Origin of the sequence: Marinomonas communis, from assembly GCF_004363305.1 — a bacterium.
Classification (GTDB): Bacteria; Pseudomonadota; Gammaproteobacteria; order Pseudomonadales; family Marinomonadaceae; genus Marinomonas; species Marinomonas communis.
Genome location: NZ_SNZA01000002.1, coordinates 521,277 through 535,502 on the forward strand (window position 1 = coordinate 521,277; position 14,226 = coordinate 535,502).

General features: G+C 47.2%; 11 protein-coding genes and 1 riboswitch. Of the genes, 7 read left to right on the forward strand and 4 right to left on the reverse strand.

Annotated features, from left to right (window positions below; translation table 11 throughout):
• Positions 1 to 79: 79 nt before the first annotated feature.
• The 7 genes from C8D85_RS08865 (at position 80) to C8D85_RS08895 (ending at position 9,013) form a co-directional block, all read left to right on the forward strand.
• Complete coding sequence (locus C8D85_RS08865) at positions 80 to 1,048, forward strand: carbohydrate kinase family protein (protein WP_133561753.1); 969 nt, start codon at positions 80 to 82, stop codon at positions 1,046 to 1,048.
• Positions 1,049 to 1,408: 360 nt separating this feature from the next.
• Entirely contained in the window at positions 1,409 to 2,770 is a 1,362-nt protein-coding gene (locus tag C8D85_RS08870; RefSeq protein ID WP_133561755.1) for an ABC transporter substrate-binding protein, read from the forward strand.
• A gap of 128 nt (positions 2,771 to 2,898) precedes the next feature.
• Positions 2,899 to 3,909: a carbohydrate ABC transporter permease gene (locus C8D85_RS08875; RefSeq protein ID WP_133561757.1), complete on the forward strand. Its 1,011-nt coding sequence runs from the start codon at positions 2,899 to 2,901 to the stop codon at positions 3,907 to 3,909.
• A 2-nt stretch (positions 3,910 to 3,911) separates the two neighbouring features.
• Positions 3,912 to 5,048 carry a carbohydrate ABC transporter permease gene (locus C8D85_RS08880; protein ID WP_133561759.1) on the forward strand — a complete coding sequence of 379 codons (1,137 nt, stop codon included), beginning with the start codon at positions 3,912 to 3,914 and terminating at the stop codon, positions 5,046 to 5,048.
• A gap of 103 nt (positions 5,049 to 5,151) precedes the next feature.
• Positions 5,152 to 6,249 (forward strand): ABC transporter ATP-binding protein, encoded by a 1,098-nt coding sequence (locus C8D85_RS08885; RefSeq protein WP_133561761.1) that lies wholly within the window; start codon positions 5,152 to 5,154, stop codon positions 6,247 to 6,249.
• A 31-nt stretch (positions 6,250 to 6,280) separates the two neighbouring features.
• Positions 6,281 to 7,900 carry an alpha-glucosidase family protein gene (locus C8D85_RS08890; protein WP_133561763.1) on the forward strand — a complete coding sequence of 540 codons (1,620 nt, stop codon included), beginning with the start codon at positions 6,281 to 6,283 and terminating at the stop codon, positions 7,898 to 7,900.
• Positions 7,901 to 7,942: 42 nt separating this feature from the next.
• Positions 7,943 to 9,013: a LacI family DNA-binding transcriptional regulator gene (locus C8D85_RS08895; protein ID WP_133561765.1), complete on the forward strand. Its 1,071-nt coding sequence runs from the start codon at positions 7,943 to 7,945 to the stop codon at positions 9,011 to 9,013.
• Here C8D85_RS08895 and C8D85_RS08900 read toward each other — a convergent pair.
• From C8D85_RS08900 to C8D85_RS08915, 4 genes are all read right to left on the reverse strand, one after another.
• Positions 8,994 to 9,692, reverse strand: a complete 699-nt coding sequence (locus C8D85_RS08900) for a 3'-5' exonuclease (RefSeq protein WP_133561767.1) — start codon at positions 9,690 to 9,692, stop codon at positions 8,994 to 8,996. The genes C8D85_RS08895 and C8D85_RS08900 overlap by 20 nt on opposite strands.
• Positions 9,693 to 9,701: 9 nt before the next feature.
• The gene (locus C8D85_RS08905; protein ID WP_133561769.1) at positions 9,702 to 11,555 is read right to left on the reverse strand and encodes a DUF294 nucleotidyltransferase-like domain-containing protein; all 1,854 of its coding nucleotides are present in this window, start codon (positions 11,553 to 11,555) and stop codon (positions 9,702 to 9,704) included.
• 12 nt (positions 11,556 to 11,567) lie between these two features.
• The gene (locus C8D85_RS08910) at positions 11,568 to 12,131 is read right to left on the reverse strand and encodes a TMEM165/GDT1 family protein (protein WP_133561771.1); all 564 of its coding nucleotides are present in this window, start codon (positions 12,129 to 12,131) and stop codon (positions 11,568 to 11,570) included.
• A gap of 83 nt (positions 12,132 to 12,214) precedes the next feature.
• A riboswitch (yybP-ykoY riboswitch) is annotated at positions 12,215 to 12,312 on the reverse strand.
• An 84-nt stretch (positions 12,313 to 12,396) separates the two neighbouring features.
• The gene (locus C8D85_RS08915) at positions 12,397 to 13,980 is read right to left on the reverse strand and encodes a BCCT family transporter (protein ID WP_133561773.1); all 1,584 of its coding nucleotides are present in this window, start codon (positions 13,978 to 13,980) and stop codon (positions 12,397 to 12,399) included.
• Between the last annotated feature and the right edge of the window lie 246 nt (positions 13,981 to 14,226).

Here is a 14,226-nt window from a genome sequence, read left to right on the forward strand (position 1 = left end):
ATCGCTATAATAGCATGTATCAGTAACATGTATTGCTTGAATAAGTGGCGCATCTTAACAATAAGAGAGAGATAGTACGATGACTACAAAAGTAATGGCATTCGGGGAAGCCCTGATTGATTTCTTGTCGAATGGACAAACAGGCCTCGATGGATTGGAGTCGTTTGCGAAATACCCTGGCGGTGCACCAGCTAACGTTGCTGTGGCCGTTGCGCGATTGGGTGGCGATAGCCATTTTGCTGGCCAAGTTGGAGACGACTCGTTTGGCCACTTCCTGAAAGAGTCACTGGAACATTACGGTGTCAAAACAGACAGTATGCTGATGACTAAGGAGGCGAAAACCGCTTTGGCATTTGTCAGCTTGGATGCAACGGGCGAGCGCAGTTTTGAGTTCTACCGCAATCCTTCTGCTGATATGTTGTTTCGTCGAGAAGATTTCAAAAGCGAATGGTTCTACGCACCTCGTGGCGTGTTCCACACCTGTTCGAACACACTGACAGACAGCGATATCAGCTCGGCAACCATGGCTGGGATTGTGATGGCAAAAGCAGCTGGATGGATTGTCAGCATTGATGTCAACCTGCGTATTAACCTATGGCCTAATCATCAGGTCGATACGGATCGAGTGATTGCATGGATGCGTCAGGGTGATGTGATCAAAGCCAGCTTGGAAGAGCTTGAAGTGCTATCAAGCGAGCCCTTAGCGCTGATTCAAGAGCTATTAAAAGGTGGCGTGTCTTTGTTTGTTCTAACCGATGGCGCTCAGCCTGTGCGTTATTTCACGGCCTCAGGACAAGGTGAAATTGCGACACCTAAAGTGGATGTGAAAGATACCACGGCAGCCGGTGATGCCTTTGTCGGTGGCTTGCTGTATCAACTGGCTGAGCGTGGCGGTGATCGTGAGTCTCTGTCTCATTTTAGCCAAGATGAGCTAAAAGCGTGTATTCGCTTTGCAGTGGCCTGTGGCGCACAAGCCGTGACGAAGCCTGGCGCGTACCCATCATTACCAACGTTAGCAGAAGCGAATGCTCGTTTAGAGCTTTTCTGATTTCACTTAAAGCATTAAGAAAAACTTAATTAGGAGAGGGGTTAGCCCGATAAGGTGCGACATTCCTCTCTTGTTCTACCGTTTCACACCCCCTTATTTAGTTGTCTGATTTTTATACTATCCCTTTAAAAACTCACATTAAAAGTAGTAAAACTATTACTTTTTCCTGCATATCTTCGTTAAAAGTCTATATTTAAGTTGTTTTTAAGATAGTTGTCGCCTTGAAGTTACAAGTCACTTTGACAATAATTTGCACATTCTTAATCCTTAAAGATGTTTTTTAAAATTAAGACGATTCAATCCTAACTGATAATAAAAACTATAGAGCACGCAACGTTTGGTGCCCTTAAAGGAGTGAAAATGAAGAAGTCCACCCTCTCTATGTTTATCGCTTTATCACTTGCTAGCACGACCAATACTTGGGCTAGTCAAGATGAGCTCATCTTTAAACCAGGTGCTGATACACGGTTCAATTGGGCGAGTTTTGAGCAACTGAAAGCAATTGATCTTTCAGGTCAAGAACTCACAGTATTTGGCCCATGGTTAGGCTCAGAGAAAGAGCGTTTCGATAACGTTATTGCCTATTTTGCGAAGGCAACCGGTGCAAAAGTTAGTTACGCAGGTTCGGATTCCTTTGAACAGCAGATTGTTATTGATGCTCAAGCTGGTAGCGCACCGAATATCTCGATCTTTCCACAGCCTGGCTTAGCGGCAGATTTAGCGGCCAAAGGTCTATTAACACCTCTTGATGCAGAAGACGAAGCGGCGGTTAAGAAAGACTACGCTGCAGGTCAGTCTTGGGTCGACCTTGCTACGTTTAAAGACCAAGACGGCAATAACGAGTTTTACGGTGTATTTTACCGTGCTGACTTAAAGTCCTTGGTTTGGTACTCACCCGATAATTTCTATGATGCAGGCTATGACGTGCCTGAAACCATGGAAGACTTGAAAGCCTTGACCGAGCAAATCGCTGCCGATGGTGGCACGCCTTGGTGTATTGGTCTGGGTTCTGGTGCAGCAACTGGGTGGCCTGCGACCGATTGGGTGGAAGACCTTATGCTTCGTACACAGCCTGCCGATGTCTACGATCAGTGGGTGAAAAATGAGGTCAAATTTGATGACCCTCGTGTGGTGGGTGCAATCGAAGAGTTCGGCTGGTTTGCTCACAACGATGCATTTGTAGACGGTGGTATTAAAGCGGTTGCGGCGACAGACTTCCGTGACAGCCCTAAAGGCTTATTCGCGTCTCCGCCAAAATGTTACATGCACCGTCAGGCGTCTTTCGTACCAGCGTTTTTCCCAGATGAAATTGAGCTGGGTATCGACGCAGATTTCTTCTACTTCCCGTCTTATGCTGATAAAGACTTGGGCAATCCAGTCCTTGGCGCAGGGACCTTGGTGAGTATCACTAATGACTCTGAAGCGGCTCGTGAGTTCATCGACTTCATGCGTTCTCCGATTGCTCACGAGCTTTGGATGGCTCAAAAAGGCTTCCTAAGTGCGCACCTTGGAGCGAATCCAGAGCTTTACGCAACGGAAACGGCTAAGAAACAAGGTGAGATCCTGCGTTATGCAACGACATTCCGTTTTGATGCCTCTGATCTGATGCCAGGCAAAATCGGTGCCGGTGCATTCTGGACCGGTATGGTCAATTACTCAAATGGTGACAGTGCCGAATCGGTCGCACAAGAGATTCAGAAAACCTGGGATGCACTGAAGTAATTGAGTTAGGGCGTTTGCGTCAAATCCTCTTGATTTGACGCATTCCTCCCGCCTTTTCGAAGAAGTTAGTCACTTCTTACCCTGTTTTCACCCGATACCATCCATCAATATAGTAAAACGGAGTCTCTATGGGACAGCTCGCTGTAGCGTTTGTGACCATGACCCTAGGGGTGCTGGCTTGTGCTGGCTACTTCTATGGCTCAAATGCACTCTTGGACGTTATCTTTCCCTCAAAAAATCGCCCACCTGAAGTGGTTGCGCGTAATCTGCGTATCGTCAATCAAGTGCGTCCGTGGTTGTTTTTAGGGCCAGCATTGTTGCTTTTGTTCTTTTACCTTTTCTACCCTGTCGTCCAGTCTGTGATCCTTTCTTTTTATGGCCGTACGGGTGAAGAGTTTGTTGGATTAGATAACTACCTATGGCTTTTTCAAAGCGGTGAATTTCTTGAGTCCTTTCGCAACAACATGTTGTGGTTGATCGTCGTTCCCACGTTGTCGACTTTTTTTGGTTTGATTATTGCGACGATGACTGACCGTATTTGGTGGGGCAACATCGCAAAAACGCTTATTTTTATGCCGATGGCGATTTCATTTATTGGTGCTTCCATTATTTGGAAGTTCATCTACGAATACCGTAGCGGTGGCGATGAGCAAATTGGTTTGCTCAATGCGCTTGTCGTGTTCTTTGGTGGCGAGCCTCAGACTTGGATTCAAATCCCATTTTGGAACAACTTCTTCTTGATGGTTATTTTGGTTTGGATTCAAACCGGTTTCGCGATGGTGATTTTGTCTGCGGCGCTGCGAGGTATCCCTGATGAAACCATTGAAGCGGCGGTACTAGACGGTGCAAGCGGGTTACAGATTTTCTTCCGTATTATGGTGCCGCAAATTTGGGGCACGATCGCGGTAGTTTGGACAACTATTACCATTCTTGTGCTCAAAGTGTTCGATATTGTACTGGCCATGACTAATGGACAATGGGGTACGCAAGTCCTTGCGAATCAGATGTTTAGTTGGCTCTTCCAGGGGGGAGGAGATTACGGTCGAAGCGCGGTTATTGCGTTGGTCATTATGATCCTTGTTGTACCGATTATGGTTTGGAACATTAAGAATGCGAACGCTGAAATGGAGGGCCGATAATCATGGTGACGTCAAAAAAAGGCTCTGCATTAACTATGGTGGTTCATGCGACGGTGCTTTTCCTCGTGATTATGTGGACGATTCCGACCGCTGGCTTGTTTATCTCTTCTATCCGAGATAAAGACCAGCTGTCAGTTTCTGGCTGGTGGACGGCTTTGTCTTCTTCTGAGCAGAAAATCGTGTACCGAACGCCCGATGCTGACTCAGAAATTCAAGAGAATGGTTTATACGTGCTACGCGGCAACCTGCTAGAAGGCGGAAGTGGCAAAGTTGTTAAGTTTGGTATTAGCTCGCTAAAACCTGAGGCATTTGAACCAGGAACCGAAACCCAAGATCGTCGCGGCGTCACCTTCAAGATTATGGCGAATGGCGATTATGAAGTAACGTCAGATAAGTCATTCCGTCGCGGTGTACGTATCTTCTACACCGCCGAAGTACCACCACGTTTTACGCTTGATAACTATCGTACGGTACTAAGTTCTGAGGGATTAGGGCAATCCTTCATTAACTCGCTAACGGTCACGATTCCGGCGACAGTGATTCCTATTTTGATTGCCGCATTTGCTGCCTATGCCTTGGCATGGATGAAATTTCCTGGACGAGCTTTGTTGATCGCAGGTGTGGTTGGCTTGCTGGTCGTGCCATTGCAAATGTCTTTGATTCCACTGTTAACGGCTTACAGTAAGATTGGCGCAATTTTCGGTATTGAGGCGAAAGGTTATGTGGGCATTTGGCTCGCCCATACCGGTTTTGGCTTGCCCCTCGCTATTTACCTTCTGCGTAATTATATCTCGGGCTTGCCGGGTGAAATCATCGAGTCGGCACGAGTGGATGGCGCGTCGGATTTTGTGATTTTCCGCAAGATTATTCTGCCTTTGTCGTTTCCTGCGCTGGCTTCGTTTGCGATCTTTCAGTTCCTTTGGGTCTGGAATGATCTGTTGATTGCAACGGTATTCTTGGGTAACACCGAAGAAAGCTTGGTTTTAACAGGGCGCTTGCGTGAACTTCTAGGGTCACGGGGTGGCAACTGGGAAATCCTCACAGCATCGGCGTTTATCACGATTATTATCCCACTGCTGGTGTTCTTTGGTCTGCAACGTTACTTGGTTCGCGGCCTGCTAGCAGGTTCTGTTAAGTAGAAAACAGCAAAAAATAACTTGTGTCTTCCTTCTATTGAATTTGATCAGTAACAAGAACGGAAGGCATGACGCCCAAGTAGGGCGACAACGGAGCAAGATTAAGATGGCAAATGTAAAGCTAACCAATGTAAAAAAAGTCTACTCGAACAATGTCGAAGTCATGCGCGACATTAACCTCGATATTCAACAAGGTGAATTCATCGTATTCGTCGGCCCATCAGGTTGTGGTAAATCCACGCTACTACGAATGATTTCTGGTTTGGAAGAAATCTCTGACGGTACGTTGGAAATCGATAACCAAGATGTGACGCATGTGCCTCCCTCTCTACGTGGTGTGGCGATGGTATTTCAAAGCTACGCGCTTTATCCACACATGACGGTGTACGACAACATGGCATTCAGTCTTCAAATTGCGAAGATGGGTAAACAAGAAATCGATGCACAGGTGCGTCGTGCCGCTGAGATGCTTCAGTTAACGCCTTATTTAGATCGTTTACCGAAAGCGCTATCGGGTGGTCAGCGTCAGCGTGTTGCAATTGGTCGCGCGATTGTGCGTCGTCCAAAAGTGTTCTTATTTGACGAACCGCTTTCTAACCTAGATGCGGCATTGCGTGTTGCAACGCGTATGGAAATTGCCAACCTGAAAGAAAGTATGCCCGATTCGACTATGATCTATGTGACCCATGATCAGATTGAGGCGATGACCCTTGCCGATCGTATCGTTCTATTATCTGCGGGTAATATTGAGCAAGTCGGTTCGCCACTTGAGTTGTATTCGAACCCAGAAAACGTCTTTGTCGCGAAATTTATTGGCTCTCCTGCCATGAATGTTATGCCATGTGTGATCGCGTCCGCGGGTGAAAGCACAGCAGTGAGGGTCGCTGACAAATTCATGATACAAGCACCTATCGCTTCTCCTACCGAAGACAATGGCAAACCAGGTTTCTTAGGTGTTCGTCCTGAGGATCTTGTTATGGTGCAGGATGGGGACGCTGCGCTTCTAGAAGGTGACGTCTCATTTGTCGAATCATTGGGCGAAGCGACATTGCTTTATGTTCATGTTCCTGGTGTGAAAGACGCTGTGATTTCTAAGCAACAAGGCACGGTTAATATCCATAAAGGCGACAAAGTACGCCTAACAGCATTACCTGAAAAACTACATCTTTTTAATCAAGACCAGCAATCTTATCGCTGCTTGTAAGCTTTTGATTAATCATTTAATGGAGACAGTTATGACAAGCAATCTGAATTGGTGGAAAGGCGGAATCATTTACCAAATTTATCCCCGCAGCTATATGGATTCCAACGGCGATGGTGTGGGTGACTTAAAAGGGATCACAAGCAAGCTCGACTATGTTGCGTCGTTAGGTGTTGATGCGATTTGGCTGTCACCAATCTTTACTTCTCCAATGAAAGATTTTGGTTACGATGTCTCAGATTACCGCGATATTGACCCTATGTTTGGCTCACTGAGCGATTTCAAAAACATGGTTAATCGTGCTCACGAGCTAGGCTTGAAAGTCATGGTCGACCAAGTGATTAGTCACTCATCGGATCAACACCCATGGTTTGAAGAAAGTCGCCAAGATAAGACGAACCCTAAAGCGGATTGGTATGTTTGGGCGGATCCTAAGCCTGATGGTTCACCGCCAAATAATTGGTTATCTATCTTTGGTGGCAGTGCATGGAAGTGGGACAGCCGTCGTTTGCAGTATTACTTGCACAACTTCCTCGAATCGCAGCCTGATTTGAACTTCCATAACCCAGAAGTGCGTCAAGCAAGCTTAGATAATATGCGCTTTTGGCTAGATCTTGGTGTAGATGGTTTCCGACTTGATACCGTGAACTTTTACTTCCACAGTCAGGGCTTGGAGGATAATCCGCCTGTGCCACCTGGTGAGCCTAAAACGATGGGAGCGCCTCATGACAACCCATACACTTACCAGCGTCACGTATACGATTTAAGTCGCCCTGAAAATTTAGACTTCCTAAAAGAAATGCGCCGCATGATGGATGAGTACCCTGGTACCACTACTGTGGGTGAAATTGGGGATGACTTCCCGTTAGAACGAATGGCGCAATATACTTCTGGCGGCGATAAGCTTCATATGGCTTATACGTTTGACCTGCTCAATAAGCCTCACTCACCGGAGTACATTCGCAATGTACTGAAAAATATGAATGAGATAGTGGGCGATGGTTGGCCTTGTTGGGCGTTATCTAACCACGATGTGGTGCGTGTGAGTACTCGCTGGGGAGAAGGTCAAGATGCCCAAGCGTATCCTTTGATTGCCATGGCGCTGATTCTGTCCTTACGTGGTAGCGTGTGTTTGTATCAAGGTGAAGAATTAGGCTTGCCAGAGGCTGATGTGCCTTTTGAGCGCATTCAGGATCCATATGGCATTCCTCTATGGCCTGTTTTCAAAGGGCGCGATGGTTGTCGTACGCCAATGGTATGGGAAAACAGTGCTCAAGGCGGCTTCTCTTCTGTTGAGCCGTGGTTGCCAGTGGATGCGCGCCATCTGCCAATGAGTGTGGCCGAGCAGGAAGCCAATACAGACTCTTTATTACATAAAGTACGTAACCTGATTAAATGGCGTCAGCAACAACCTGAGTTGGTGAATGGTGATCTGCAGTTGTTAGATGTGAACAATGAGCAGTTGGTTGCGTTTGTGCGTAGCTATGAAGGCAGTAACGTAGCAGTCGTGCTCAATATGACGGGCGAGACTCAAGCGGCCCAACTGACAGTGCCATACGGCGAAGTATTGCAAGGCCATGGTTTCTTATCGGCACTAAAAGCAGGAGAGCTGGAGCTACCACCTTATCAGGCGTGCTATGTTCGATTAGCTTAAAAATGGATATCAGGCGCTTATGGCGCCTGATATTGTGCGTTTATGAAAAATGAAAAGAAATTAACACTTAAAGATGTTGCGGAGCAATTGAACGTCTCGACAGCAACGATTTCCAATGCGTTTAATCGCCCCGATCAGCTGTCTGCCAAGCTTAAGGAGAGTATTCTCTCTCGCTGTAAGGAGATGGGGTATTACGGCCCCAACGCCGCGGCACGCAGTTTGAGAACCGGGCGCACGGGCATTGTCGGCATTGTTTTGTCTGACGAGTTGAGCTATTCGCTTTCAGATCCTGTTGCCAACCAGTTTATTACGGGCATGGCAGAGGTATTAGAAAAGAACAATTACAATATGCTGCTGCTCTCTGCATCAGAGCTATCGTCCGACTCGCAAAGGCGTATGCAGTCTTCCATGGTCGATGGATTCATCGTTTATGGTTATAAATCGCAACAATATCGTGATGCGCCTTGGCTAGATAAGAGCAAGAATGTGGTGGTAGTCGACAGTCATATTCCCGGTGCTTCATCCGTAAACGTGACGAATGAGCAGGGGGCTTTTGATATTGCGGTTCATGCATTACAGCATCGTCCCCAATCGGTAGCGATCATGGGACTTGAGCTATTAGAGACCGATCGTGTTTGTCGTATTTTTGATGATGAATTATTGGACGCTGATACATCGATTTCGATCCAACGTTTGCATGGCTATCGCCGAGCTCTCGAACAGAACGGCATGCAAATCTCCTCGGAACAGATTTGGAACATTCCACATAATACTCATAAGTTAGCTTATCAAGCGGCGCGCGAGGCCTTAATGATGGCTAATCGCCCCCAGCTGCTGCTTTGTATGAGTGACCGGATTGCTTTAGCTGCAGTACAAGCTGCATTACATATGGGGATGCGTGTACCAGAAGAGTTACATGTGGTCGGCTTCGACGGTATTCCAGAGAGTGATACCTTTCATCCTTCCATCACAACCGTGCATCAGCAAACGGTAGAGAAAGGGCGTATCGCAGCAGAAATGTTTTTGGGCTTGCGTCCTTCGTGTAATGTGGAACTACAAACTAAGTTAAAAGTAGGATTGAGCTGCCCTGCTGTTAATAGCAGTACAGCTTAGTCAAATCTTGTTTGTTTACATGTTGATGTGCCACTTGTGCTTGAAACAGCTCAGCACAGGATACCGCGTCCATCAATGCTTGATGGGCGCGATAGCGAGGTAAGTGATAGCGTTGGCGGCAGGCATCTAGGCGCAACGAAGGCTGTCGACCAAAGCGTTTCCACCAAGGTTTAAAGGTGATGTTCGCCTCCAGTGCCATGGTATCGATCATCGGAAATAATAACGGCTCCCCATAGTGCTTCATGGCGGCACGATACAAAAATGGCCGCTCAATGGCGGCACAGTGCACCACCACGATTTTCCCTGCGATCGCATCCAATACTTCATCCAGAAAGCTCGACAAGCGTGGCGCATCTTGGATTTCAGAGTGGGTGATTTCATGAATAGTAACCGACTCAGCAGTCAACGCCGAATGCGGTTTGGCTAACCAATATTGGGCGCTGCGCAGCTTGATGGCTTGCAACGAGAAGGACACCAAGCCAATGCTGACAATTTCATTCTCATCCGAATCAAGCCCAGTGGTTTCAATGTCCAAGGCGACCAAAGGGGCTTCCTCTAAAGGACAATCAAGGCCCTTCACGCCGGCTTGATAAAACCGCTTTAAGGCGTCGGATTGGGTGCTGTTGGCCATCTCTTGGTAGGCTTGCTGCCAGTTTTCTGGAAGATTGTCGAGCGTCATACGCTGTGGTTAGCCTTTTCCTGGGTAACGGTATTTTAAGAATTCTTGCTGTCGAGAGACAATGTTAAATGCGTCGCGTAAATGGCGCTTCTCAAATTCGGACAGGGTTTCTGGGTCCACTTTGTTATTTGGTTCCTCTCCTGCTTCGACCTGAGTTTTCTGGTTTTTAATGCGCACCATGCCGATCATTTCTAGGGCGAGGATGAGATCACGAGCGCGCCCATCTGGCATCACGCCTGCCTCTTCGATGTCTTCTAATCGCTCAAACGTATTAAGCTTATTGGAGCCCAGTGCCAAAGCGTGCACGCGCACTAGGTCTGCAATAGGAGCGATGCCGCGAGACTTCAAGTTGAATGTTCGAGATTGTTTGCCTTCACCGTCTAGTACAAACTGACGGAAAAAGCCCAGCGGTGGCGTACGTTGGTTCGCATTACGTGCCAGAGCAGATAAGAAGCCCTTATTGGCTTTCGCCAGTTGACGAATATGGCTGTTTAACTGGCGGGCTAAGGTTTTATCGCCATAGATGCCGCGCAAATCGAAGAAAATAGACACGTGTAATAAAGCTTCGGCTTTAGGCTTTTCGATCCACTCGCCGAACGTGCGTTTCCAATCCGATAAAGATAAGCGCCATTTCGGGTTTTTCGCCATGATATCGCCGGTACACAAAGGGTAGCCACAGCGATCTAGGTTGTCACAGACAAAGTCGCTTAGCTCGCGAAAGTAATCCCCGTGAAGTGCTGGATCATAGCGGTCATGCAGAATCAGCGCATTGTCTTGGTCGGTGCTGATGATTTGTTCTTCACGAGCTTGCGAGCCTAACGCTAAGAAGCAATAGGGAATCGGCGCAGGGCCCAGTTGTCGCTCCGCCAGTTGAATCAAACGCTTCACAAAGGCGACTCCGATATGGGACATGGCGTTGCCGATCATTTGTGTGTTGGCGTCCGCGTTAACGAGTTGCGTGAATATGTGCGACATTTTCTTACTGATCGCAACCAAACCTTCGACGTCTTCTTGTTTGTAGATATCGCTGATCACATAGACTGAGCCATGGCTTTCACGCTGAACCAGATCGCCAGTACTGATCACTCCAACTGGTCGATCATTCTTGATGACAGGTAAGTGGTGAATGTTGGTGGCCATCATTTTCAACACGGCTTCCGCGGCAAAATCTCCTGCATCAATGGTGATGGGGTTTTGCGTCATAATCATATCGACACGAACATCGAGAGGCAGTCCTTGCGCAACCACTCGGTTTCGTAAATCTCGGTCGGTCAAAATGCCCACAAGCGCGTCATCTTCGGTGATTAACAAAGAAGAGACACGCTCGTTGGCCATAATATTGGCTGCGGTTTTAATATCCACCGTATGGCTGGCAGTAATAGGGGGACGACGCAGCAGAGAGTGCACCGGACACGTCATAAGAGACAAATCAGAAGACTGATTGTCCATGGCGGTTTTCAGGCGTACTTCGCGAGATAGCTCGAAAAAGTCAGAAAATGCGTCGAACTCACTGTAAAACTGAATAAACCATCGAGCGGGAATGCGATACAACAAAGAGTCTTCGAGTGCACGCATGGTTTGTGATGAGCGCCCGCCACGTAGCAAAGAAGAGGAGCCAAAGATGTCCCCTTCGTGCATACGACGCAGCAACTTACCACTTTTGCTTTTGTTCTCGATGGCGCCCGAGCGAATAAAAAACAGGGTGTCATTGCGTGCTTCGGGTGCAATCACCCACTCTCCTGCACGCACATATTGGATCTCAATATCTTTGACCATATCCTGCAAAATAGGCTCGTCCTTCAGGTCTGAGAAGGGCGCGTATTCGCATAAGGTATCCAGAATTTCTGAGAGTTCGACGTCCATTAAAATCCTCGTTTAGACGGCTGGGTAGAGAATGGCAGCTATGCCCATTAAGATAAACAATACACAGGCTGCGATACGGGTTTTCTTTGGATCAATACGTTTTAATAGCCATTGCCCAGCGTAAACGACAGGCACATTAGCTAATAACATACCGACAGTAGAGCCAATCGTTACCCACAATACTGAATGGTACTTAGCCCCTAATAATACGGTAGCGATCTGTGTTTTGTCGCCCACTTCTGCGATGAAGAACAGAACGAACGTAGCTATCAAAGCTCCAGATTTTAAGACGTTGCTCTCTCCACTATCGTCTTTATCTGGGATTAAAATCCACAAACCTACGGCAATAAAGCTAGCACCAATGAGCCAGTTTAACCATGATCCCGGAATCCAATTGGTGATTTGTACCCCAAACCAAGCTGAGATCAGATGATTGATCACTGTCGCAGCAACGATGCCCAGTACAATTTGAAATTTAGAAGAAAAGCGTGCTGCCAAGAATAAAGCCAGTAACTGGGTTTTATCACCCATTTCGGCTAAAGCAACAGTGGAGATTGAAGTAAGGACGGCTTCCATTAGTCGTATCCTGCGGTGGGCGATTAAACATAAGACGAACCACTTGTGCCCACCTGAGCCAAGTACTCGTCTTAAGTCTCATCAATCCAAAGCTGGCAACTATGGACTTCTATGCCATGAGCTTGAGGCTCAATTATGTTGACATAGAATCTTCGTAAAAGAAGAAGATTACTCCCTTAAGAGGCGGCCAGTATAACCAAGCCGATGGCACAACTCAATCAAGTTGTGCCATCGCTGATGTTTTTAAGCCTTGTCCAACGAAATGTTATTTGACGAACTTAAGATCTGACTTAAGTCCTTTGAACAAGCTAACACACATCACTAACAATAGCAGAGTGAACGGTAGACCAATGGTGATCGCCGCGGCTTGAATGGCTGTCAGGGCTTCAGAACCACCACCCACTAGCAGAGCTACGGCAATGATGCCTTCTAAAACGGCCCAGAAGATACGTTGCGACATTGGCGCATCGGTTTTACCACCTGCAGTAATACCATCAATCACCAAAGAACCTGAGTCAGAAGATGTGACAAAGAACACCAATACCAGCACGATAGCGATGAAAGAAATCACAGACGTCAGTGGTAGGTGCTCAAACATTTGGAACATTGCGAGTGATACTTCACCGATACCATCTGCTAGTGCACCTGTGCCCTGTTGCACTTGCTCAATTGCAGAACCACCGAAGATGGCCATCCAAACAACCGATACTAAGGTTGGTACAAGTAGTACAGCGATGATGAATTCACGAACGGTACGACCACGTGAAACACGTGCGATAAACATACCTACGAATGGTGACCAACTAATCCACCATGCCCAGTAGAATACTGTCCAGCCGTGGTAGAAGGTTTCATCTTCACGGCCCACCATGTTACTTAGCGGTAGGATATTTTCGATATAACCCACTAACGTGGTGCCCATGGCACCAAAGATCGCACCGGTGTGGCCAACGATTAATACGAAAATAGCCAACAACGCTGCAATGATCATGTTGATATTAGATAGCAGTTTTACACCGCCATCTAGACCACGCGCTACAGAGATAATCGCAACACCTGTCACCACTGCGATCACAACGATTTGAGTGGTCAGCGTATTCGGAATATCAAATAGGAAATGCAGACCACTGGTGGCTTGTTGTGCACCAAAGCCTAGTGAAGTGGCCAAACCAAAAATCGTTGCAATCACTGCGAGGATATCGACAAAGTGACCAAGAACACCCCATACACGCTCACCAAAAAGAGGGTAAAAAGCAGAGCGGATCGTGAGCGGCAGACCCTTGTTGTAAGCGAAGAAAGCCAGAGCTAGGGCAACTACTGCATAGATTGCCCATGGGTGAAGCCCCCAGTGGAACATGGTCGCGCCCATGGCGAGAGACTCAGCTTCCGGTGAACGGGCTTCAACATTAAGTGGCGTGCCATACCAGCCTGTGTAGTAAGCCACAGGCTCAGCAACACTCCAGAACATTAAGCCGATACCCATACCCGCTGCGAACAGCATACAGAACCAAGCAATGGTGGAGTGCTCGGCCTTGGCATCGGTGCCGCCAAGACGAATCTTACCCATCGGCAAGAAGATGAGCGCCAAACAGAAAAGCACGAAAATGTTGCCGGCAATCATGTAGAACCAATCAAAATTATTGATCGACCAACCACGCGCTGCCATGAGCACCTCTTTCGCACTGTCAGGAAAGGCAATAGAGCCAATGACAAATGCAAAAATGATGAAGGCTGAAATACCAAACACAGGGTTGTGCACATCTAAACCGAGGAACTGTACGTTATCCTGGCCGGCTTTATAGTCCGTATCGTACTCATCCCGACCGACTGCCGGTTTCTCTTTACTCATAGTGTTACTTACTCCCAAACGGTTAAGGCAGTAACAATTGGAATGAAGGCCGAGTCTCTTGGACCGGATTTGCGTCTGCATTCCAATTGTCGCAGTGTCTATTCGTTAGAATGGACCCTTATTTGAATCTTATTTCTACTTAGAGGTAGAAGTACTTTACTAACTGTAAATCGCCTCAATAAGAGGCAATTACAGCAATTCGTGGGGAGGATGGCAGTATATTAATTTGATGTCAAACAATCGTAA